The organism is Marinobacter sp. SS8-8 (genome assembly GCF_030540945.1).
Lineage (GTDB): Bacteria > Pseudomonadota > Gammaproteobacteria > Pseudomonadales > Oleiphilaceae > Marinobacter.
In genome coordinates this window covers 348,233-371,142 of the sequence record NZ_JASSVN010000003.1, presented here as the reverse complement: position 1 = coordinate 371,142, position 22,910 = coordinate 348,233, and the positions used below count along the sequence as shown (strand labels likewise).

The window sequence follows — 22,910 nt, the reverse complement described above, 5'->3', positions numbered from 1 at the left end:
GCAGGGGCAAATACGGGGGCAGGATGGGGTCGCTGCTGGTTGAGCTTGAAAATGGCAGGCAATTCCGGATTGGTTCCGGATTCAGCGATACCGAGAGGGCGTCCCCACCGGAGCCCGGAAGCACGATCACGTTCAAGTATTATGGTCTTACGGCCACTGGACTGCCCCGCTTTGCCAGCTTTCTGCGAGTCCGCAATGATGAACCCGCGTGGTAAGTCAGGTTGCAGACTGGCACACGTATCCATACGCCCGCCCGATGATCCGGTTATTGGCATCCGCAACGGATGAAATGTTCATGCGTCCATCCAGGCGCAGCCCCAGGCTGCGCCTTTTTTCCTTACTGCACGTTTTCCAGCTCGCCAAATCGATCAGTGAACAGGGCTGAGGAAAGGTAGCGTTCTGCCGAATCCGGCAATACCACGACGATGTTCCTGCCTTTGTGCTCCGGCTGCTTGCTGATCCGCACCGCCGCGACAACGGCGGCACCGCAGGAAATGCCGCAGAGGATACCTTCTTCCCGCATCAGCCGATGGGCCATGTCCATGGCATCTTCGTTGGTGACTGTCTCCACCTGGTCGACTTGTTCAAGATCCAGGTTCTTGGGTACGAATCCGGCGCCAATGCCCTGAATCTTGTGGGGCGCAGGTTTGGGGGCTTCGCCGTTCAACACCTGGGTGATCACCGGGGAGTCGGTGGGCTCGACTGCGACGGTGGTAATCTTTTTGCCCTTGGTGCCCTTGATATAGCGGGATACACCGGTCAGGGTGCCGCCGGTTCCGACGCCCGCCACGAAAATGTCTACTTCGCCGTCGGTATCATTCCAGATCTCAGGGCCGGTAGTGTCCTCGTGAATCCTGGGGTTGGCCGGGTTCTGGAACTGCTGGGGCAGGAAATGGTTGTCCGGATCGGAAGAGAAAATTTCTTCGGCCTTGGCGATGGCGCCAGGCATACCCTTGGCCGGTTCGGTAAGTACCAGCTCCGCGCCCAGGGCTTTCAGGACCTTTCGCCGTTCCAGACTCATGGAGGCCGGCATGGTCAGAACCAGTTTGTAGCCTCGGGCTGCCGCCACGAACGCCAGCGCGATGCCGGTGTTGCCGCTGGTGGGCTCGACGATGGTCATGCCCGGTTTCAGAGTGCCCCGTTTTTCGGCGTCCCAGATCATGGCCGAGCCGATCCGGCACTTGACGGAATAGGCCGGGTTACGGCCTTCAATCTTGGCCCAGATGGTGGCGCCGTCATTGACCCGGTTCAGCTTTACCAGCGGGGTGTTGCCGATGGAGAGTGAGTTGTCCTCGTAAATACGTGCCATGGCTTTCTCCTTATCCTTGTCTTGTTTCCAATCTTACCACCACTCAGGAGCTGAGCGCTCGCGCCTCCAGCCGGTTCCGGCCCTTCTCCTTGGCCTTGTAAAGGGCCTGGTCGGCTTGTCTGAGGTATTCCGCCGGCGAGTCATCCGGCCCCGGAATACCGGTCGCCAGGCCAATGCTGATGGTTATCCTGATATCGTTGCCATCGCAAACACTGCAGGCATTTGCGACAGCCTCCCGGAAACGCTCCAGGCGATTGCGGATTTCATCACTGTCCTCGTAGCTGGCGAAGATGACGAACTCTTCGCCGCCAAATCGTGATAACCGGTCGGTCTCCCGGCGGAAGTGCTTACGCATGGTGTTGGCCAGAGCCCGCAGGCACAAATCACCGGCTTCATGGCCATAGGTGTCGTTGATTTTCTTGAACTGGTCGGCATCGACCATGGCGACGGCAAAACCGGAATGGTGGCGCTGGCACCACTGGAAGCTCTTGCGGAACTCCTGGTCAAAATAGCTCCGGTTGCCCAACTTGGTCAGGTCGTCTGTCACGCTGAGACGTGCGAGCATCTCGTTGGCGTTTGTCAGCTCTTTGTTAAGGCGTTTGAGTTTCCGGTTCCAGTAGAACAGCAGGGCGGTCAACAGTATGGCCACAATCGACAGTTGCCAGATCAGCGTGTAATCCACCGATTGCTCCAGCCGGATATTGCGCCACTGTCTTTCGAGGTCTTTCCGCTCCTGAGCGGTGAGGCTGGCTACCAGTTTTTGCATGATGCCCAGAACCACGGGTTCGTCTTTTCTTGTCGCCATGGAAAGAGACCAGTCTGCCGGAATCCGGCCAATCACTTTCAGATCGGCAAGTCCAAGTTCCTGCATGTAATAGCTGGCCGTTGCCAGCGTTGTGATATAGCCGTCCAGCTCATTGTTCTGCAGTTTACGCAGCCCTGCCTGTTCATTGGAGACTTCGATCAGGTTGAAGGAGGGGTAGCGGCTTTGCAGAAGTTCTGCAAAGGCATAGTCTTCGACGACGCCAATTCTCCGCCCGCGCAAATCTCCAACCTGTTCGATGAAGGGAGCCTCAATCCGTCCAAGCACGACGGTAGGCACTTCGAGATACGGCTCGGTGAAATTCAGGAATTGGGACCGTTCAGGGGTCTTCATTGCCATCGTCAAGATATCGCACCTGCCATGTCTGGCGGCTCTCATGGATTCTTTCCAGCTGTCCGTGCGAACCAGCTCAAACCGCACAGGTGCACGTTTTGAGAACAAGCGGGCCACCTCGGCGGACAATCCGGCATGGTTGCCTTCGGCGTCTATGCCTTCAAGTGGAAACCACTGTGGATCAACACACATGTTTAACTGACTGTTGTGGGCTTCCAGCCAGGCCCGCTCTAATGCATTCAGAGCCACCTCACCCGTGTCAGCGACCTCCTGGAGAGCATCGGCGGAAAAACCGGAGGCCCCTGGGCCGTCGTCAAACGAATAGGGTTTGTTATCACCGACGATGCCGGCAGTTATTGTTTCTCTCGACTGCTCTGCCGTTGCCAGCGGCGATATGGGCAGCAGGCACAGAATCCAGAAGATAACAACGGCCACGCTCAAAAACCGATGTTGGAGGAAAGTGGCATGACTGTTCATTGGCGTGCCGGCGGTCCTTTACAGCTATTTTATCAGTGTAGTCATAACCACTGGCCTTGCCTAATGCCTCAGGCGCTTGCCGGGCGACCGATGTAATCGGAGAAATCCGGTTTTTTCGGCTGGTGCTGGTCGTCAGTCATATAGGCAGACGTCAGGATGAATTCCGCCGTCGCCCGGTTACAGGCCACCGGAATGTTCCAGAGCGCGGCGATCCGCAGCAGGGCCTTGATGTCGGGGTCATGGGGCTGGGGTTCGAGGGGGTCCCAGAAAAACACCAGCAGATCGATTTCGCCCTCGGCAATCTTGGCGCCGATTTGCTGATCTCCCCCTAGCGGGCCACTGAGCAGACAATGAATGTCGTCCCGCTCCAGACTGTCCCGCAACAGGCGGCCGGTGGTGCCGGTGGCATAGAGTGTCAGCGGAGCAAAGCGGGTGCGGTTGTCGGCAACCCAGTCCACCAGTTCCTTTTTCTTGTTGTCGTGTGCCACCAGGGCAACGGATTTTACGGCCATTTGGGGTAAAGTCTCCTTTTCAACCGGTTATAAACTGAGTGTTCAGTGTTTCACAGGCTGACACGGGACGGAATAGGAAAGAGGTGTATGTCCGGAACTGTATCCATAAACTGGCAAACCACCCCGGCGGCGGTCTGGCGCCGTCACCGCTCCGGTCTGCGAGCCATTCGCCGGCTCGATCCGGTGCAATGGCAGGATCTCACCGGCATCAGCCGGCAGCAACAAACCCTGGCCCGCAATACCGAGCGTTTTCTCGCCGGTGAGCCTTCCAATAACGCTTTGCTTTGGGGCTCCCGGGGCACGGGCAAGTCGTCTCTGATCAAGGCGCTGCTGAATCGATACCAGGAGCGCGGGCTGCGGATGATCGAGGTGGACAAGGATGATCTGGTGAATCTGCCGGAAATCGTCGATGACATCTGCGATTCGCCGTTCCGGTTCGTGATCTTCTGCGATGACCTGTCGTTTGATGTCGGCGAGACTGGCTACAAGGCGCTGAAAAGCGTGCTGGAGGGCTCCCTGGAATTGCCGCCGGAGAATGTGCGGGTGTATGCCACCTCCAATCGCCGGCACCTGATGCCGGAATTCATGTCTGACAATCTCAAAAGCGAGATGCGCGACGGTGAGCTGCACCCGGCGGAGGCCATCGAGGAGCAGGTGTCGTTGGCGGATCGCTTCGGCCTGCAGCTGTCGTTCTACGCGTTTTCTCAGGAGGTCTACCTGCGAGCGGTGGATGCCCTGTTTCCGGAGGTGGCCGACAGGGAAAGCCTGCACCGGGAGGCCATCCGTTTCGCCACCGCCAAGGGTGTCCGCAATGGCCGCACGGCCCAGCAGTTTTACCGGCAGTTTGCCGGAGAAGCAGGAGCCAACAGTTAGTGCCGTTTCGCCATTTTGAGGAAGTGATGGTGAACCATCCGGACGCCAAGGAACACCAGGATCATGACCACGGGAATGGCGACGCCGAGAATCAGTGTTTTGTTGAGGGCGAAGCCTGCCTGGTAAATCGAATCCAGGCCAAACTTGAGCAGGCCGATCAGGTAGTAGGTAATGGCAACCACCGAGAAACCCTCCACGGTGTGTTGCATCATCAGCTGGATCCTGGAGCGTCGGTCCATGGAACTGAGCAGTTGCTGGTTCTGGCTCTGAATGGCCAGTTCCACCCGGGTCCGCATCATGTCCGAGGCCCGGTCTACCCGCCGTGACAGGTCTTCCAGGCGTTCACTGACCGCTTCGCAGGTTTTTACCGCCGGTGTCAGCCGGCGGGTCATGAACTCGGTGAGGGTTAGGTGGCCGGACAGTTCGTCTTCCCGCAGTTCCTCCAGTCGGGTCAGCACCAGACGATGATAGGCGCGGGTGGCGGAAAACCGGAAAGTGGAGTGGGCCCGGAAGGCCTCGATGCGGGCGGCGATATTGGTCAGTTGGGCGAGCAGCTTTTCTTCATCAACGTTCTGGTTCTCGGCAAGCGACTGGGTGATCACCGCCAGCTTTTCGTCCATGTCATTCAGGGACGGGGTGATTTTCCGGGCAACCGGCAACGCCAGCAGCGACATCAGGCGATAGGTCTCAATCTCCATCAGCCGCTGGGTGAGGCGCCCGAGCTGGCTGTCGGACATATGGTGGTTCATCACCATGAACCGCCCAAACCCGTCGCTGTGCAGCCTGAAGGTGCCCCACACCCGGGCGGCGCCTTCCTGGGGGCTGCTGCCGACCAGGCGCATGCCCTCAAAGTGTTTGCGGACATAGTCCAGGTCCCCCCCGGTTTCGTCCGCGGCCGGTCGTATTTCCAGGTGAAAGGCGGCGATCACGGTGCCGGACAACTGCTCCAGCCAGCCTTCCGGAAGCGGTGTAATGCCGGTTTCGGTGAAGGGGGCCTTGTTGCTGGCGGCCAGATTGATGAAGGTGTAGGAGGCAAACTCCATGTGCATTTCACGGCGTACCCGGAGGGAACCGAGCGTGTGCTCAAAGCAGCCTGCTTCGTGCTCAGGCGCCGGCTGGCCCAGCATCCGGTGCAGCTCCTGCAGGTGCCGGAACTGCTGCTGGCGCTGTTCCGGGGTGGTCAGCACCGCCATCTGGGTGACCCGTGCCGGAGTTGGCAGCACCTGGAAGGGGCGCGAGTGCAGCTCATTATAGAGCTCATTGCGAAGCGGATGAATGTCGAGGGAGTCCAGTCGTGCGCTCACGGCGGTGCAGTCCTGTTTCAGGGATGGATGGCGGGGATAATAACGCCAAAGCATACACCGTCAATGCCACCTTGGGTGCGGTTCTGTGCGTCCACACGGCCACCATGGTAGTCGGCAATCAGGCTGACAATGAGCAGGCCCTGGCCCAGGTGGCCTTGTTGCTGTCCTTCCCGCAGTGACACGAAGGGGCTGAAGATGTCTGTGGCGGGGCTGTCCGGCAGGGCGGAGCCCTCGTTGAAAACCGACAGGCAGAGGCCATCTGTTGTGGCTTCCAGTGCGACTTCAATCAGCCCTCTTTGCGGTGTGAAATCCCGGGCATTGTCCACCAGTTTGTCGAGCAGTTGCACCATCAGCTCCGGAGAACCGGTCATCTGCAGGCCCGTTTCCGGACCCGAATAACGGATTCGGTGGCCGCTATCCAGTGCCTGGTAGGCGGCGGTGGCCTGGGTTGCAACCTCGGCCAGGTCAAATGGTTCCTTGTCGGCGTGGTCCAGGCTCTGTTCCAGCCGGGCGGCTTCACTCATGCCATGGAGTATCTGCCGGAGACGTTCGGTGGCCGAGGCTGCCCGCTCAATGTACTGCCTGCGCTCGGCCTCGGAATCGCAATGGCTGAGATTTTCCAGCGACGAGCGCACCACGGCAACCGGTGTTTTCAGCTCATGGGACAGCCGCCGGGAAAAACTCTCCAGGTAGCGGTTGTACCCATGGAGGCGATCCACCATCCGGCTGAAATGCCTTTGCAGCTGGCCCAGTTCATCCCTCGCACGGGAGTCCGGCACCGTGCCGGTGATCCGCCCATCCTCGTCAATAGTGGCGCTGACCGCCCGTTGCAGCCGGGTAATGCGCCACGACAGCCAACTGGCGTAGCCGAGCAGCACCAGTGTCAGGGCCACGATAATGAGGGTGCTGCGGGCAATCACTGAGCCGAGCGCAGAGCCGGACAGCGTCAGGAGCTGATCCAGGGACTGTTCCAGGATCAGTATGCGGCCACTGAACACCGGCCGGGTGGCCAGTAGCCAGACACTGTCGTCCTCGTGGCGAACCAGGCCTTCGCCGGGGAGTGTGCCGGTGTCTATCCGGTTTCCGCCGGTCTGGATGCCCGTTGGCTCCGGTTGGTAAAAGCGCACCAGCGCCCGGAGTGCGTTGAGACTGATCTGTTCAATCACCTGAAGCGGGCTGAGGGTGTCGAATTTCGGACCTGACGGGATAGCCGCGGCACTCTGCCTCGCAATAACCCAGCCTGCCGGTTCCACCAGGCGGGCGCGCTGGCCCCGGTTCAGCTGTGGCTCCAGTTGCCGTTCAAGAGCCAGGTTACGGCTGACCAGCAGCGGCAGCGGGTCGGTCGGGGTTGAGACCGCCATTTCCTGGTCCCCGCTTTCTTGTTTTCCCCAAAGGGCGGCAAAACCAAGCCGGCTGCGGCCCTTTGGCATGGGTAACCTCAGTTCGAGTTGCCAGCCATCGCCCGCTCCTTGCCAGAAGCTGGAAACCCGGTAGTCCGGTTTCAGGGTGGCCCCGTTCAGGCCATAAACCTGCCCGGGTGCGGGTGTGCGGATCAGCCAGGAAAGTGGTGACTCGTCAGGCGCAACGCTTTGGATGTCGGGTTTCAGCCACAGTCTGAGCCGGTCGTGGGGCTGGTCCGGATTACCGGGGTTGAAGAACACCGGCTGGCGTGGGCTGACACGGATCAGCAGGTATAGGTTTTGTTGGTCGGTGGCGGCCTGCCAGTGCAGGGTTGGCGGGCCGGAGCCGGAAGCGTTGCTGCTCTGCCAATTCCGGAGTGGGTTGTCTTCGTCGTATCCCGGCCAGTCGTCGCCATAGCCGTCCAGGTTGATGGTGCCGGTGAGAGGTTCCACGTAAATCGCGGGCTCGCCAGAGGCCACTGCGGGCATTCCGATCATCAGATCGCCGGCGGTTTCGGCCAGCCGTTCGGCCTGTTCCCGGAGTTGTTGCCGGGCCTGTTGTCGCAGGGCATCGTCCAGCTCCAGGACAAACTGCAGACCCGCCCAGGGAATCAGCAGCATCAGCAGGCTGGCAACGAGCAGCTGGCGCTTCAGGCTCAAGGCTCAGACCTCACGGGCATTCCAGCGATAGCCCATGCCGTAGGCGGTCTGGATGCCATCGAAGGTTTCATCCAGCTGCAGGAACTTGCGCCGGATGCGTTTGATGTGGGAGGTCACGGTATTGTCGTCCAGCACCGTGCTGGCGGCTTCCATCAGCTGTTCCCGGCTGCGGACATGGCCCGGGTGCTGAACCAGCGAATACAGCATCCAGAATTCGGTCACGGTCAGGTCGATGGGTGCATCGTTCCAGGCGACGGTCATGCGATCCACGTTGAGGGCGAGTTGGCCCCGTTGCAGGATTTCGTCCGGCTTCTGCAGGGCCTCGGCCCAGGCATCGGCCCGGCGCAGCAAGGCGGTGACCCGCGCCACCAGGTGGTCGAGGCTCATGTCTTTGGTGACGTAATCGTCGGCGCCCAGCCGCAGGCCGTGCACCGAATCGATGTCGCTGTCCCTGGCGGTCAGGAAGATGATGGGCAGGGTTTGCGACAGTGAACGCAGGTCCTGGCACAGGGCAAAGCCGCCTTCAGGCTCGTCCCCCAGGCCGACATCAATAATGGCCAGATCCGGCAGCGAGTGTCGCAGCACCTGCCAGGCCGATGCCCGGTCGCCATGGGCGGATACCCGGTAGCCGCGGCGCTCGAAAGCAGCGCGGTAGTTGTCGCGGATGGCGGGTTCGTCCTCGATCAGAACAAGGTGTTTCTTCATGGTGTCGGCTGTTTCCCCTGGCCGGTGAGTGTCTATTTAACCACGGCAGGTGCTCAGAACAAGGGCGGATGGGATTGTAGCCATAATTCATCATTTTTTGTGGGCGGTTTGTCGCTTTCTGCCACGGGAGTTTCTTTCCGGATTGCTGAAATGGGGGTGTCTCGCACAGTCATGCAGTCAAAAGGACTCCCTCATGATGCTCTCCAACGCTCTTTTACGGCTTTACGCCCCTTGTTCCCATAGGTGTCCGGCGCCCGGCAGGTCCGCGGTGGTTTCCGAAGCACGCTGTGGCCACGTCCCTGCGCGCTCGGCTCCGCCCTCGTTTCTGAGCAAATTCCGGCATCGTCCTTCAAACCGAACTTTGGAGGGTGTCAGCCTCTGGCTCGCTGTATTGCTGATGCTATTCGTTCATCCTCTTTATGCCGAAGCGAGTGAAACAGACGATGTTGGCCAGCTGCACTTTGTCGATGACCGGGGCCAGTGGCAGGAACCCGCGCTGGTGCTGGGCAGTGAGTTTGATATCCGGGTCGGCGGGTTGATTGCCGATAGTCGGCTGTTGCGGAGCTTCCGGAATACCAGTGACCAGTGGCGGGAGGGAGTGTTTGTGTTCCCGTTGCCGGGCAAGGCCAGTGTGTATGGTCTGACCATGAAGGTGGGGGAACGGACCATTGAGGGCAAGGTACAGCCGAAGGAGACCGCTCGGAGGACCTATGAGAAAGCCAGGCAGGCCGGGCAGCATGCGGCGAATGTTGAGCAGCAGCGCCCGAATCTGTTCACCGCCCGGGTGGCTAATATTCCGCCGAAGGAAACGGTGTCGGTGGAGCTGAAGTATCAGCAGCCGGTGGGGTATCAGGCCGGGGTGTTTGAGTTGAGTCTTCCGACCACGCTGACGCCGCGTTATATGCCCGGAACACCCATCCGGCCTTCAACGGATCAGTGGCAGAGTGGCTGGGCTTTACCCACTATCGAGGTGGCGGATGCCGATGCCATCAGCCCCTTTACCGTTAAGCCGGCCGATGTGGCAGAGGGCAGTCACCGGGCCTCGATTGAGTTGCTGATTGATGCCGGGCTGCCGCTGGAGGAGGTTTCCAGTCCGTCTCACCAGTTGGTAACCAGCCAGGATGGCCAGACGGTCACGGTACGGCCCGCTGAGGGCAGTATTCTGATGGACCGGGATTTTGTGGTGCGCTGGCGGCCGCTGGCGGGCCGGGAGCCTTCTGCGGCGGTATTTTATCAGTCATGGCAGGGAGAGGATTATCTGCTGGCTATGCTGGTGCCCGGTCAAATCGGCAAACGCGTTCTGCCAAGGGAGCTGGTGTTTGTGATCGACACGTCCGGGTCCATGGCTGGGGAGTCCATCCGCCAGGCCCGCAGTGCCTTGCAGGCGGGTCTGCAGACCCTGACACCCCGGGACAGGTTCAACGTGATCCGGTTTAACAGCCAGGCCCATGCCCTGTTCATGCAGCCGGAGATTGCCAGCGGCAATAACCTTGCCCGTGCCCGCCAGTATGTGGATCGCCTGAGGGCCGAGGGTGGCACCGAAATGGCACCGGCACTGTCTCTGGCTTTGCAGGATCGCGAAGGCGGGGAAGAGGAGTCACCACGGGTACGCCAGGTGATTTTTATCACCGATGGTGCGGTGGGCGATGAAGCCGGCCTGTTTCGTCAGATCCGTCAGCAGCTGGGTGACCAGCGGTTGTTTACGGTGGGCATCGGTTCGGCCCCGAACCGGCATTTCATGCGTGAAGCCGCTCGCTGGGGCCGGGGTACCTATACTGCGATTCACTCGGCGTCGGATGTGAGCGGGCCTCTGCAAGCGCTGTTCTCGGCCATGGAATCACCGGTTCTGACGGATATCCAGGTGCAGTGGCCTGGCCAGGAGGCGGGTATTGAGAGTTTTCCCCGACGCGCCGGCGATCTGTTTCAGGGCGAACCGCTGATTTACGTGGCGCGCGGCGTTTCGGCCATGGGGGAACTCAGGGTGTCGGGTCGTCTGCCGGGTGGCGAGGCCTGGCGGAAAACCCTGGATCTGCAGCAGGCAGCGTCGGGAACCGGGCTTTATCGCCATTGGGCCAGAGAGAAAATCGACGGCATGCAGGATGAGGCCAGGGTATCCGGCCAGGAGCCTGACAAGGCGGCTATTACGGAGCTGGCGGTCGCTCATGGATTGATGTCGGCCTACACCAGCTTTGTGGCGGTTGAAACAACGCCGGTTCGAATGCCGGAAACGCCATTGGCCCCGGACAACCTGCCCACCTTGTTGCCGGCGGGGAGCGAGGTCGGAATGCTCCGGTATCCGCAAACCGCAACCGCCGCGCCCTTGCTGATCGCCCTTGGACTCGTCGGACTGATGTTCTCGGTGGCGATTGTGCTGCTGCAGAGGAGGGCGCTTCCGTGACCAGACTGCTGCTGTTGCTGTTGACCAGCTCTGCTACCTTGTTGGTCTTCGGGTTGTGGATTCCGCTCAAGGCGGTCCTCGCCCAGGAAATGCTTGAGGTTGCCTGGGCAGAGAGCCAGGCCCGGCAGGTGGAATCACGGCCCTGGCCCTGGGCGGACACCTGGCCGGTTGCCCGCCTGGCCATACCGGCGCTGAACGATTCAATGATCGTTCTGGCCGATACCCACGGCGAGAGCCTGGCGTTCGGGCCCGGCCGGTTGGCCGGCGGCGACGATGGCAACGGGGCGGTGATTATTGCCGGGCACCGGGACACCCATTTTCGTGGCCTCAACGCGCTGGAGGCCGGCAACGAAATCCGGCTTCAGGGCCGCAATGGCCGGTGGCGAAGCTACCGTGTCGAAAACGCGCGTGTGGTGGACAGCCGATCAGAGCGGATCGACGCCCAGCAGTTACCAGCTGGCACCCTGTTGCTGGTGACCTGCTATCCGTTCAACAGTGTCGATGCTGGCGGCCCCCTCAGGTACGTGGTGCGGGCGCGAGCCGACGGGATCACAGCCCCCCGGGAACAAATTGACACTGTTGCCGGGATATAAGGTTGGCGTACACTTGTGCGCCATAATTTGGTTGCAGAGTTGCGTTACATGGGCGTTATCAGAAAACTCCTGGCGTGGTTAAGCGTGCCGCTAATCTGTCTGTTTGCGATGGTGCTGTATGTTGCCCGACCATTCAACCCGGATAACAACCGTTTGCTGGGCTGGGCTGTAGCCCGGGTGGGCAGGGTGCTTCTTGGCATGGAAAGGCCCCTTGAAGGACGCGAGAACATACCGACAGACCGGCCCACCGTAGTCATCGCCAACCACCAGCACAATGACGATCTGTTCGTGATAGGTGACCTGCTGCCACCGCGCACGGTGACTGTTGGCAAATCCGCACTGGTCTGGGTGCCTTTCTTTGGCCAGGTGTTCTGGCTCGGCGGCAACGTTATCCTTAACCGGGGCCGCGCCCACAAAGCCGTTGCCGTCATGCAGGCCACCGCCAGCGCCATTGCCAGAGACCGGAAAAGCCTCTGGGTGTTCCCGGAAGGAACCCGTAGCCGGGGCCGCGGACTCCAGAAATTCAAGAAAGGTGCCTTTCACGCCGCCGTCGCATCCGGGGCCCCCATCACCATGGTATGCGTCCAGCAGTACCGTGATGAGGCCATCGGCTGGCGCGGCCGGCGCGAGTCGGTCGCCGTCCGGGTTCTGCCTCCGGTAGAGACGGAAGGCCTGGCCGTCGGGGATATTCCCGAGCTGATGGCGCGGTGTCACCGGCAAATGGCGGAAGCCATTGCCACCCTCTGATCCGGCCACCGGAAGTGCTTGAAGCACCAGCGGAAACAGGGCAGTCTTTGCGGGAATGATCGTTTCGTTCAACGACCCTCAGGGAGAGGCAAGAGATGAATCTGATTCTGTTTCTGATTATTGGTGGTGTCGCCGGCTGGCTGGCCGGACTTATCATGAAAGGCCGGGGCTTTGGTGTTCTGGCCAACATCGGTATTGGTATTGTTGGCTCGTTCCTCGGCGGCTTTGTGTTTCGCCTACTGGGCCTGGCGGCCCAGGGTGCCGTCGGTGAGTTGGTGACGGCAACCGTTGGCGCGATCCTGCTGCTGGCCATCGTCAGCGCAATCAAGAAGGCCTGAGCATGATCGTACCCGTAACCGGAGTGTTTGCCGCAGTTATCGGCATTCTTCTGCTGGTGTTGTCGGCCCGGGTCGTCAGGTTCCGCCTGAAATACCGCAAGGGGCTTGGCATCACCGACGACCGGGATTTCGAAGCCGCCGTCCGGGCCCAGGCCAACCTGGTGGAGTATGCGCCCGTCGGCCTTATAATGCTGGCTATTGCCGAGCTCAATGGCGTTGCCAGTGGGCTGATTTACTGGACAGGAATGGCGCTGGTGGTCGGCCGTCTTCTCCATGCCTGGGGCATGATCAATGGCCGCGGTGGACTCCACAAGGCCCGGATGATCGGCATTGTGCTGACCTGGCTGGCCATACTGGTTGCCGCGGTATTATTGCTGTGGAATGTCTGGCAGGTGTACGGTTGAACTGCAGGGACGGTCGCTGACCGGAATGGCGGAGTTACAGAGAAGGGGGCGAGGCCCCCTTTTCGTTTGAGAGAGCCCGGCCTAAAGTGCCCGCGCCACATCCAGGGTCAGGTATTCCAGTTCAACGCGGCGATTGGCCGCATGGTCTTCCGGAGTTGCCAGCGGGCGACTCGCGCCCCAATGGGTCATCAGAATCCGGTGCTCGGGGACACCTTCCCGCACCAGGGTTTTTGCCACTGCGTTTGCTCTCAACCGGGACAGGAACCGGTTGTAGTCTTCCGGGCCAAAGTTGTCCGAGTGGCCATGGACCCTGACGCTGACTGAAGGCTGCTGCCTGAGGTAGGCGGCATGCTGTTTCAGGAACTCCAGGTCTTCACTGTCCAGGGAGTGCTTGTTGAAGCCGTAATGAAACTTCATCCGGTGTGGTCGCCTGCTCCCGGCCTCAAAGGCCGCAGGGGCGAAGCCGGCTGCAATCGCTGCCTTGGCAATCAGCTCCGGGTTGTCCAGTACGAGTATGGTCATCTGAAGAATCCTTGTTTCGGGTATCCGGTTTTTCTTGTTATTCCTGTTCACTATTGGCGGGAGCAGGAATAACGGCAATTGGCGAATGGTCGACAAGGGACTGGCACACTCCCTCGCTGGCACCGATTTAATGTCATTCCCGTGACGATGGAATGACAGCCCGGGATCGTGCTGCGAGCCATACCGACTCTGTGGGGCGGTGCACATTTCCGGTATTGACCCGGGTGACCTTTGCGCCGGATTCCATTTGAACGCGAAAAGAAGGCGTGGCTGTGGTAAAAAAACACATGTTCCGGGACAGATTATGATGAATTGTGACCGCCCATGCTGATTATCCCCGCCGAAAACACTATCAACTGGAAGCGCCCGCCCTGGGTCACCCTGGGTCTGATGATGGCGAGCCTGCTGGTTTTCCTATTCTACCAGGGGGGCGACAGCCGCAAGCTTGAACTGGCGGTTGAGCAATATCTGGATGCCGAGCTCCACCTTCTGGAAGCACCGGCCTATGAGGATTATCTGCAACGCCAGATCCGGTTTGAAGGTGAGCAGAGCCGGGTATACGAACTCCAGCGGTTCCAGCAACTCCGGGAGGCAAACGAGAACGTCTGGCTGGCGGTCAACCTGTTGCTGGACCGGGAGTTCTACCAATATTTACTGCAGAACCAGGATGTGATCTGGGCGTCGGCTGAACGGGCCTACTGGCAGGAGCAGCGCAGTGGCATTGAGTTGAATTACCTCCAGAAGCTGAGTGCGAACCAGTTCGGGCTGGTACCTGCCGACCTGTCACTCCATACCCTGATTACCTACCAGTTCCTGCATGGAGGCTGGGGCCATATCATCGGTAACCTGGTGTTCCTGTTCCTGCTGGGCTTCACCGTTGAGAAGGCTCTTGGGCCGGGTAAATTTCTGCTTGCCTACCTGATATGTGGTGCCCTGTCGGGCCTGGTGTTCACTGCGTTCTCCACCGGCAGTTACGTTCCTCTGGTGGGAGCGTCCGGCTCAATATCCGGGCTGATGGGCATGTACGTGGCCATTTACGGCTTGCAGAAAATCCGGTTCTTCTACTTCTTGGGTGTCTATTTCAACTATTTCCGGGCGCCGGCCATTGCCATACTGCCGGTCTGGCTGGGCAAGGAAATCTACGATTACTGGTTTGCCGGCGCCACGGGGGTTGCCTATATGGCCCACGCTGGCGGCCTGATCGCCGGTGCCGGCCTGGTCTGGCTGCTGGGCAAAAGCTGGCTGCAGGTGCGCGAGGAATTCTTCGAGCCCGAAGAAGAGGAACAGGACGCCCGCTTCACCACCGGCTATGCCCAGGCCATGGCCAGCCTCGGCCGGATGGAGTTTGATCTGGCCCGCCGCCAGTTCGAAGCCTTGCGTGGACACTACCCGGACCGCCGTATCCTGCTTGAGCACCTTTACCAGCTGGCCAAACTCCGGCCGGACCTGCCCACCTACCGAGACCGTGCCAAAGAACTGATGAACGACGCCCTCAGCCGTCGCCAGCCGGAGCAGATGATTGCCATCTGGCAGGAATACCTGGGCAAAGGGGAGCGTTATCAGCCGCTCACTGCGGAAGACCACAACCGCGTTCTGTTCACCAGCCTCAAGCAGCAGGATCTCAAAGCCGCTGAAAAAGCCTTTGCGCGGCTCAGCAGCACCGGTGACGAACTGCTCACTACTGAAGCCTGCCGGCTACTGGCTGAAGAATTCGAGAAACGCCAGATGACGCCAAAGGCCCGTCATTATCGGCAGATACTGAATGCCGGGCAGTTCACGTAAATGGCCATTGACAAACTGCGGCGAACAGCATGATCTGGCCCTTGAGGCCGGCCTGGGGAATTGCTGGCCTGTGGGGTTTATCTCCCCGCCAGATACTCAGCCAAAGCCTTGATATCTCCCTCGGACAAAGTCGCGGCGATCCCAATCATGGGGGTGCTGCGCTTCCCGGGATTCATGTCCTGAAACTGCTTCAGGGCAATCTCAAGATACTCCGCAGGCTGTCCCGCAAGCCGCGGCATATCACGAAAGCCCTGGGCGTCTTTTTGATGGCACGCCGCACACCGGTCAGCAAACAGCGTTCCGCCGGCTTCTGCCAGGGCCGGGTCGCTACCGGTCCGGGATTTGGCAGTCTGCTGACTGTAGTAAACCGCGATGTTAATCCGCTCTTCCAGTGAAAGCGTCTTCGCCAGTTTGGACATCACATAGTCTTCGCGGGTGCCGTCCCGGAACTTTTCAAACTGGTTGAAGAGATACAGAGGATGTTGTGCCGCGAGATTTGGAATGTAATCCCGCTTGCTGTTGCCATCCTCGCCATGGCAATAACCACAGAATCGGATGCGCTCGTGTCCCGCCTCGTAGCTGGCCTGCCGTTTGTCATCATCCGCCATGATGGCGTTGAGGCGGGCCATGGCATCGTCTGTCGATCCCGCGAATGCGAGGGAAGAGGCTGTCAGGCCAAGCGCCAGCGCCAGATTCCTCAGGCGAGAACTACGAATCATAAGGCACCTATGGTTACGGGAAGCCACAAAGAATAGTGGACCGCTCAGAGCTCAGCCTTGTCAAATGTCAAAAAAACCGGGATCGTTCATCAGGGCGCGGTTTGTGAAGCAGACCCGGTGAAGCAGGCCTTTGGCTCCTTCAGGGGTTCCCGGTTCTCCGCCTGCCTGAGGTAAGTCGCTATCTGCTCATGCAGCGGATGATTCACGCACTGCTTCTGGACAAATGTCAGAAAGGCGGTTGCCTTTTCCCACTGGGATAAACCGTTGGCCAGAGTCTGGGCCACCAGCAGGTACGCCGGTGCCAGCTGTTCGCTGTCCGGGAAGCGCTTGTGGAAATCCTGCAACAGCCGCAGCGCCGGCCTGAACTGACCCCGCTGGTACAATGAACGGGCGCAGCGCACGGACAGTTCCGGGTCATCGACCTTGAATCCGGGCTCGGCCCGCTGAAGCGTATTGAGCAGGGCCGCTATGCCTTCGCCATCATTGCGGTCGGCCAGCCAGCCCAGGATTCGCGGATGGTAACGATACAGCTCCTCGGTATCGTTGCGTGCTGTCAGAAGCTGATACAGCTGGCCAATCCGCAGGGCGTTATCCCGGTCCCGCTTAAGGGCTTCCTTCAACATGCTCTGAACCCGCTCGTAGTTGCCGTCTTTCAGGTTCATGTCGATGTCTGCGTCAAAGCGCGCGGTGCGATCCCGCTGATGGGTATCCTGGCCGACGGTTTCATCCTGGATGTCCGAGGCGAACCCCAGCTCTTCCTGGTACTGGAACAGCAGGTAACCGAGCATGTGGAACAGGATCAGGGTGAAGGTACTGTTCAGGAAGCCGGCCAGTGGCCGGGCCACCCACATCGGGAAATGATTGACGGCAAAGTCCTGGGCGGCGCCGGAGGCGAGGGTCAGCAGGATCAGGTAGCCGTAGAGCAGGAAATAGGGGGTGCCAATCCGGGAAATCAGTACCGCCAGATTCATTGGATTAACGGCCGCCCCCACCGAGCGCTCCATGGCCAGCACCATGATGCTGGCCGGCAGCGCCAGCATTACAAAGGCCAGGGCCAGCAGCATCAGGATCGGCCCGCCGAGCATGGCTGCGGCGCCAACCAGCCCGCCCATCAGAATAAAAACCAGCAACTGCAGGATGACAATGTCAAAACCGCTGCCGGTGAACGCGACGGACACCGGGGGTGGTTTCAGGTGACCTTCCGCGGTGTGATTGATGACCGCATAGGTGTACTTGAACAGGGCAAGCGCGAGCACCAGCCAGACCAGAATGCCAATCAGGTTGGCCGGAGCAATCACCGGCACCAGTGTACTGATGGCAATAACCATCAGCGGATCGGTATGAAAGGGGTAACGGAAAAACGCACCGAGTCGTTGCCAGAAGGGTACCACTTCAGTAGCCGCCCCCAGGTAACGCATGGCCTTGTTGCAGTGGGGGCAGAGTGCGCGGCGCTGCCGGGTGTTGGCATCCGGCATGCAGCGGCTGCAGTAGTGCATCTGGCACCCTCCACAGTGCCATTTGGCGGGGTCGCCCGGGTGGTAGTGGCAATCGTGTTTCACCGGTGCGTGTGTCCTGGCCCATGAGAAAATCGGTAGCTCATGATGACAGATGTCGCGAGTGATCGCAGCAAACCAGTTAACAGGTAGGCTATTGTCAGATTCCGGGCGTATTCAACCCGGCAGGTTCTCCGACATTGGTCGGATATTCACCGTACTGATTCCGAACATTCATCAGCCTGTGGTTGAACTCTCATCAATTGCTGCAATAGTTAAAGGTGTACTCACATTCAGTAGCCCTTCCATCAGTCCGGTGTCCGGTGTCCGGTTCCGGAGCGGTTTTCCGGCAGGAACGCTGATGAAAGGGCTTCACCAGAGCCTTCCGGAATACGCAGACAACGACGAAAATGGAGGCACCACATGTCGAATGACCGTCTCAGTAAAGACAGCCTGAATACCCTTTCCAGCCTCGACGCAGGCGGTAAAACCTTCCACTATTACAGCCTGCCCAAAGCAGCGGACACCCTCGGTGACCTGAACCGCCTGCCTTTTTCCCTGAAAGTGCTGATGGAAAACCTGCTGCGCAACGAAGACGGCACCACGGTCGACCAGAGCCACATTGATGCCATGGTGCAGTGGCTGAAAGACCGCCACTCCGAGACCGAAATCCAGTTCCGGCCGGCCCGGGTCCTGATGCAGGATTTCACCGGTGTACCCGGGGTTGTCGATCTTGCCGCCATGCGTGAGGCGGTGAAGTCTGCGGGCAAGGACCCGGCCATGATCAACCCGCTGTCGCCGGTGGATCTGGTGATTGATCACTCGGTGATGGTGGACAGGTTTGGCGATGCGTCCTCGTTCAGGGACAACGTGACCATCGAAATGGAGCGCAACCAGGAACGCTACGAGTTCCTGCGCTGGGGCCAGCAGGCCTTTGACAACTTCCGTGTGGTGCCGCCGGGTACGGGTATCTGTCACCAGGTAAACCTGGAATACCTTGGCAAGACCGTGTGGCACAAAGAGCAGGGTGGCAAGACCATTGCCTACCCGGATACCCTGGTGGGAACTGACTCGCACACCACCATGATCAACGGCCTCGGCATCCTCGGCTGGGGTGTCGGCGGTATCGAAGCCGAAGCGGCCATGCTGGGCCAGCCGGTCTCTATGCTGATTCCGGAAGTGGTGGGCTTCAAGGTCACCGGCAAGCTGCGTGAAGGCATCACCGCCACCGATCTGGTGCTCACCGTGACTGAAATGCTGCGCAAGAAAGGCGTGGTGGGCAAGTTTGTGGAATTCTACGGCGACGGCCTGAAAGACATGCCGGTGGCAGACCGGGCCACCATTGCCAACATGGCCCCGGAATACGGTGCTACCTGCGGCTTCTTCCCGGTGGATGAGCAAACCATCAAGTACATGCGTCTGACCGGCCGTGAGGACGACCAGCTCGAACTGGTGGAAGCCTATGCCAAGGCCCAGGGACTGTGGCGCGAGCCGGGCCACGAACCGGTCTATACCGACAAGCTGGAGCTGGATATGGGCGAAGTGGAGGCCAGCCTTGCCGGCCCGAAGCGCCCCCAGGACCGGGTTGCCCTGAAGAACATGAAATCGTCCTTCGAGCTGCTGATGGAGACTGCCGAAGGATCCACGGAAAACCGGGAAGCCAACCTTGAGTCCGAAGGTGGCCAGACCGCAGTCGGCGTGGACGACAGTTACAAGCATCACGCCAGCCAGCCGCTGGAAATGAATGGGGAGACAAGCCGGCTGGATCCCGGCGCTGTGGTGATTGCCGCCATCACCTCCTGCACCAACACCTCCAACCCCAGTGTTATGATGGCCGCAGGCCTGATCGCCCAGAAAGCGGTGCAAAGGGGCCTGAAAACCAAACCCTGGGTGAAAACCTCGCTGGCACCCGGTTCCAAGGTGGTCACCGACTACCTGAAGGTAGGCGGCTTCCAGGATGATCTGGATCAGTTGGGCTTCAACCTGGTGGGCTACGGCTGCACCACCTGTATTGGCAACTCCGGCCCGCTGCCGGAGGCGGTTGAGAAGGCGATTGACGATGGTAACCTGACCGTGGCCTCGGTACTCTCCGGCAACCGCAACTTCGAGGGCCGGGTGCATCCGCTGGTAAAAACCAACTGGCTGGCCTCGCCGCCCCTGGTGGTGGCCTATGCGCTGGCGGGTAACGTGCGACTGGATTTGTCAAAAGACCCTCTGGGTACGGACAAGGATGGCAACCCGGTGTATCTGAAAGATCTCTGGCCGAGCCAGCAGGAAATTGCCGAAGCGGTGGAGAAGGTGAAAACCGATATGTTCCGTAAGGAGTACGCGGAAGTTTTCGACGGCGACGCCACCTGGCAATCGATCAAGGTGCCGGAAAGCAAGGTGTACGAGTGGTCCGACAAGTCCACCTACATCCAGCATCCGCCCTTTTTTGAAGGCATGGGTGAAGAGCCGGAAGCTATCGAAGATATCAGGAACGCCAATATTCTGGCGCTGCTGGGCGATTCGGTAACCACCGACCACATCTCACCGGCCGGTTCCTTCAGGCCGGACACCCCTGCCGGTAAATACCTGCAGGCCCATGGCGTCGAGCCGAAAGACTTCAACTCCTACGGTTCCCGCCGGGGCAACCACCAAGTCATGATGCGCGGCACCTTCGCCAACGTGCGAATCCGGAATGAGATGCTCGATGGCGTGGAAGGCGGTTTCACCAAGTTCGTACCCACCGGCGATCAAATGCCGATCTACGACGCTGCCATGAAGTACCAGGAGCAGGGCACGCCGCTGGTGGTCATTGCCGGCAAGGAATACGGCACCGGTTCCAGCCGGGACTGGGCCGCCAAGGGCACTCGCCTGTTGGGTGTGAAGGCCGTGGTGGCCGAATCCTATGAGCGTATCCATCGCTCCAACCTGATCGGGATGGGTGTAATGCCGCTGCAGTTCCCGGAAGGCATGGATCGCAAGAGCCTGAAACTGACCGGTGAGGAAACCATCAGCATCGAAGGCCTGTCCGGCGATATCAAACCGGGCCAGACCCTCAAGATGACCGTGGAATACAAGGATGGTTCAACCGAGACCTGTGAGCTGAAGTCACGGATTGATACCGCCAACGAGGCGGTATACTACCGACATGGCGGTATCCTGCACTATGTGGTGCGGGAAATGCTCAAGTCTGCCTGAACCTAAGCCAGCCTGAAGGGGGCTGGCTGGCAACAAAAACCGGCAGCGAACGCTGCCGGTTTTTGTGAATGCAAAGTTCAGGGCTGGCGAGCAGCCACCGGCAGGCTCAGCCAGAAGCAGGCACCGAGCCCTTCCTCGGACTCAAAGTTTACTTCCCCCCCCATGGCATGCATCAGTTCCCGTGTTATGGCCAGGCCCAGACCGGTTCCTTCCTGGGGCCGTGAGGAGGAAGCGTTCGCCTGGGCAAACTTCTGGAATATCCGCTCCCGGAAAGCCTCTGGTATACCGGGCCCCTGATCCCGCACCTCCAACCTTGCCTGTTGGCCGATCTGCCGGACAGTGATCTGAACCAGCCCTTGTTGTGGCGAAAACTTGATAGCGTTGGAGACAAGGTTGGAAAAGGCCTGAGCCAGGCGCTTGCGGTCAAACGTTGCGTAAATTGCCTGATTGGCATGGCTCAGCTCGATCATCACACCACGCCGGTGGGCGAGGGGCTGGATTTCTTCCAGCACTTCTCGGACCGTACTCTCCAATTCTTGTTCCACAGCCTCAATGTGCATGTTGCCGCTGACCAGCTTTTCAATATCGAGCAGGTCGCCGATAAGATATTTCAGGTGTTCGCTGTTTCGTTTTGCGACTTTCAGCATTCTGATTGTTTTTTCCGTTAATTTTCCTGTGGTTCCGCCCAATATCAGATCAAGGGAGCCGGCAATCGAGGTCAGCGGTGTCCTTAATTCATGGCTCACCGTGGAAATGAACTGATTCTTCATTTCATCAACCATCTGACGATCATGAATATCGGCAATATAGCCATGCCAGAGTATGCTGCCGTCGGGCAGCGCCTCTGGGTTGGCATAGCCTTCCACCCAATGCCAGGCATCGTCCTGCCAGCGGACACGGTACTTGTATTGCCATGTTTCAAGAGTTGTGGCGGAAACCCGGATGGATTCGGCGACGTCGGCAACGTCATCGGAATGGATGCGTGCGAAAGCTGGTGAAGCGTCTTTGGCGGCGTCCTCGGCAGTAATCCCGTAAATAGTCTGAATGCCAGGACTCGTATACGGAAAAGCGCTATGGCCGTCAGGCCACAGCCGGTACTGATACAACATTCCGGGAATCTGATTCGTCAGCTTGTTCAGGGTTTCCGTATGTTCCTGCTGATATATGATATCCGCAACCCACCTTGCCAGTAGTGTGACGAACATCTTTTCGGTTGCTGTGAAGGGACGACTGCGTGGGTGCCGGGACGAGAAGTTAACGGTTCCGAAAATCCGGTCGTCAATCCAGACCGGCGCCGCCAAATAGCTCTCCAGGCCGAATGCCTGATAGCAGTCGTGATTCTGGTATCGGGATCCGCCCATTTTGTCGATTGCAAAAACTTTTCCGGAAACCAGCATCAAAGAGCAGTAGGTTCGCTCAAGGGGAAGGGTGGCCCCATTTTCAAGAGTCCCTTTGAGGCGCGTGAAATGCCATTGAACTGTATAGGCGTTGCCGGTAATCCGGCTGATGATTCCGGTCTCAACTCCCAGATATTCGCAGGCGGCCTCCAGTGCGCGAGTTGCTTTCTGGCCGGCATCGCCCTCGCCATCCAGAGCGATTTCGGTCAAAAGGTTCATGGCCCGATCTCGTTCATCGTAGTAATTGCCAAGTTCGCCGAACCCGAATTCGCGCTCAACCAGATCGGCCAGGTCCCGCAAGGTGACCTTGTCGTCGTCGCTAAAGGTCCGGGGCTTGTTATCGATCACGCAGAGGGTGCCAACCCGGTAACCATAGCGGTCGTGTAGCGGTGCGCCAGCGTAGAACCGGATATTGGGAGCTCCGGTTACCAGGGGATTGCCGGAAAACCGTTCATCATTCAGGGCATTCTCGATAACCAGGGATTCTTCGCGAAGAATGGCATGGCCGCAAAAGGAAATATCCCGGGCTGTTTCCGGTGCCTCCAGACCATGTCTTGACTTGAACCATTGCCGGTCACGATCAACCAGTGATACCAGAGCAATTGGAATATTGAACGTGCGTGCCGCGAGCCTCGTCAGTCGGTCGAATCGCTCTTCCGGAGGTGTGTCCAGCAACTGCAGCTCATCCAGTGCCGATAGGCGATGAGCTTCGTTTGATGGGAATTCAGGCGTTTTCATGGTTACCTCCGCTTTCTGGACTTTCTCTATCGGCGGCGGGCAATTCCACCCAGAAGTGAGCGCCCTTCTGATAATAGCAGCCGACTTGTCCCTCCATGAGTGCCGGGGAGGGGTTTCTCAAATTTAGTCCTTCAAGTCGTGGCAGGATCGGTTCAGAAGTGTTTTCATTGGAGTGACAATAATGGATTTCCAAGCGTGGT

General features: G+C 59.3%; 18 protein-coding genes and 1 pseudogene. 9 read left to right on the top strand and 10 right to left on the bottom strand.

Translation table 11 applies throughout. From position 1 onward, the window contains the following. A pseudogene (locus QPL96_RS05525) lies at nucleotides 1-215 on the top strand (DNA ligase); the annotation flags it as partial. A 122-nt stretch (nucleotides 216-337) separates the two neighbouring features. Here the strand turns inward: QPL96_RS05525 and cysK are convergent. The 3 genes from cysK to QPL96_RS05510 form a co-directional block, all read right to left on the bottom strand. Then, nucleotides 338-1,309, bottom strand: a complete 972-nt coding sequence (gene cysK / locus QPL96_RS05520; RefSeq protein WP_303286125.1) for a cysteine synthase A — start codon at nucleotides 1,307-1,309, stop codon at nucleotides 338-340. 43 nt (nucleotides 1,310-1,352) lie between these two features. Continuing rightward, a complete protein-coding gene (locus QPL96_RS05515) occupies nucleotides 1,353-2,900 on the bottom strand; it encodes a diguanylate cyclase (protein WP_303286123.1) in 1,548 nt (515 codons plus the stop codon). A 110-nt stretch (nucleotides 2,901-3,010) separates the two neighbouring features. Beyond that, complete coding sequence (locus QPL96_RS05510; RefSeq protein WP_303286121.1) at nucleotides 3,011-3,454, bottom strand: methylglyoxal synthase; 444 nt, start codon at nucleotides 3,452-3,454, stop codon at nucleotides 3,011-3,013. A gap of 87 nt (nucleotides 3,455-3,541) precedes the next feature. On the opposite strand from QPL96_RS05510, the gene QPL96_RS05505 reads away from it, so the two are divergent. Continuing rightward, the gene (locus QPL96_RS05505; RefSeq protein WP_303286120.1) at nucleotides 3,542-4,327 is read left to right on the top strand and encodes an ATP-binding protein; all 786 of its coding nucleotides are present in this window, start codon (nucleotides 3,542-3,544) and stop codon (nucleotides 4,325-4,327) included. Here the strand turns inward: QPL96_RS05505 and QPL96_RS05500 are convergent. Genes QPL96_RS05500 through pdsR form a run of 3 tightly spaced genes read right to left on the bottom strand, consistent with a single transcriptional unit; the run spans nucleotide 4,324 to nucleotide 8,396 of the window. After that, the gene (locus QPL96_RS05500) at nucleotides 4,324-5,631 is read right to left on the bottom strand and encodes a DUF3422 family protein (protein WP_303286119.1); all 1,308 of its coding nucleotides are present in this window, start codon (nucleotides 5,629-5,631) and stop codon (nucleotides 4,324-4,326) included. The genes QPL96_RS05505 and QPL96_RS05500 overlap by 4 nt on opposite strands. A gap of 17 nt (nucleotides 5,632-5,648) precedes the next feature. Further along, nucleotides 5,649-7,691: an ATP-binding protein gene (locus QPL96_RS05495; protein ID WP_303286118.1), complete on the bottom strand. Its 2,043-nt coding sequence runs from the start codon at nucleotides 7,689-7,691 to the stop codon at nucleotides 5,649-5,651. A gap of 3 nt (nucleotides 7,692-7,694) precedes the next feature. Further along, nucleotides 7,695-8,396 carry a proteobacterial dedicated sortase system response regulator gene (pdsR, locus tag QPL96_RS05490; protein WP_303286117.1) on the bottom strand — a complete coding sequence of 234 codons (702 nt, stop codon included), beginning with the start codon at nucleotides 8,394-8,396 and terminating at the stop codon, nucleotides 7,695-7,697. Nucleotides 8,397-8,793: 397 nt separating this feature from the next. Here pdsR and QPL96_RS05485 point away from each other — a divergent pair, with 397 nt between their 5' ends. The 5 genes from QPL96_RS05485 to QPL96_RS05465 all read left to right on the top strand — a co-directional run bounded on the left by QPL96_RS05485 (nucleotide 8,794) and on the right by QPL96_RS05465 (nucleotide 12,876). Next, on the top strand, nucleotides 8,794-10,794 hold the full coding sequence (locus QPL96_RS05485; RefSeq protein ID WP_303286115.1) for a marine proteobacterial sortase target protein: 2,001 nt from the start codon (nucleotides 8,794-8,796) through the stop codon (nucleotides 10,792-10,794). After that, nucleotides 10,791-11,387 (top strand): class GN sortase, encoded by a 597-nt coding sequence (locus QPL96_RS05480; RefSeq protein WP_303286114.1) that lies wholly within the window; start codon nucleotides 10,791-10,793, stop codon nucleotides 11,385-11,387. The genes QPL96_RS05485 and QPL96_RS05480 overlap by 4 nt, the downstream gene beginning before the upstream one ends. Nucleotides 11,388-11,435: 48 nt before the next feature. Further along, a complete protein-coding gene (locus QPL96_RS05475; protein WP_303286113.1) occupies nucleotides 11,436-12,134 on the top strand; it encodes a 1-acyl-sn-glycerol-3-phosphate acyltransferase in 699 nt (232 codons plus the stop codon). A 95-nt stretch (nucleotides 12,135-12,229) separates the two neighbouring features. After that, entirely contained in the window at nucleotides 12,230-12,472 is a 243-nt protein-coding gene (locus QPL96_RS05470; RefSeq protein WP_117618732.1) for a GlsB/YeaQ/YmgE family stress response membrane protein, read from the top strand. A gap of 2 nt (nucleotides 12,473-12,474) precedes the next feature. Then, entirely contained in the window at nucleotides 12,475-12,876 is a 402-nt protein-coding gene (locus QPL96_RS05465) for an MAPEG family protein (RefSeq protein WP_303286110.1), read from the top strand. 81 nt (nucleotides 12,877-12,957) lie between these two features. Here the strand turns inward: QPL96_RS05465 and QPL96_RS05460 are convergent, their stop codons facing one another. Beyond that, entirely contained in the window at nucleotides 12,958-13,398 is a 441-nt protein-coding gene (locus QPL96_RS05460; protein ID WP_303286108.1) for an OmpA family protein, read from the bottom strand. A gap of 324 nt (nucleotides 13,399-13,722) precedes the next feature. On the opposite strand from QPL96_RS05460, the gene QPL96_RS05455 reads away from it, so the two are divergent. Further along, nucleotides 13,723-15,180: a rhomboid family intramembrane serine protease gene (locus tag QPL96_RS05455; RefSeq protein ID WP_303286106.1), complete on the top strand. Its 1,458-nt coding sequence runs from the start codon at nucleotides 13,723-13,725 to the stop codon at nucleotides 15,178-15,180. A gap of 77 nt (nucleotides 15,181-15,257) precedes the next feature. Here QPL96_RS05455 and QPL96_RS05450 read toward each other — a convergent pair whose 3' ends face one another. Both QPL96_RS05450 and QPL96_RS05445 read right to left on the bottom strand, forming a co-directional pair. Beyond that, complete coding sequence (locus QPL96_RS05450; RefSeq protein ID WP_303286104.1) at nucleotides 15,258-15,899, bottom strand: c-type cytochrome; 642 nt, start codon at nucleotides 15,897-15,899, stop codon at nucleotides 15,258-15,260. A gap of 89 nt (nucleotides 15,900-15,988) precedes the next feature. Then, nucleotides 15,989-17,458 carry a hypothetical protein gene (locus tag QPL96_RS05445; RefSeq protein WP_303286103.1) on the bottom strand — a complete coding sequence of 490 codons (1,470 nt, stop codon included), beginning with the start codon at nucleotides 17,456-17,458 and terminating at the stop codon, nucleotides 15,989-15,991. 357 nt (nucleotides 17,459-17,815) lie between these two features. On the opposite strand from QPL96_RS05445, the gene acnA reads away from it, so the two are divergent. Next, nucleotides 17,816-20,575: an aconitate hydratase AcnA gene (gene acnA / locus QPL96_RS05440; protein ID WP_303286102.1), complete on the top strand. Its 2,760-nt coding sequence runs from the start codon at nucleotides 17,816-17,818 to the stop codon at nucleotides 20,573-20,575. A gap of 77 nt (nucleotides 20,576-20,652) precedes the next feature. Here acnA and QPL96_RS05435 read toward each other — a convergent pair whose 3' ends face one another. After that, nucleotides 20,653-22,710, bottom strand: a complete 2,058-nt coding sequence (locus tag QPL96_RS05435) for a GAF domain-containing protein (protein ID WP_303286100.1) — start codon at nucleotides 22,708-22,710, stop codon at nucleotides 20,653-20,655. Between the last annotated feature and the right edge of the window lie 200 nt (nucleotides 22,711-22,910).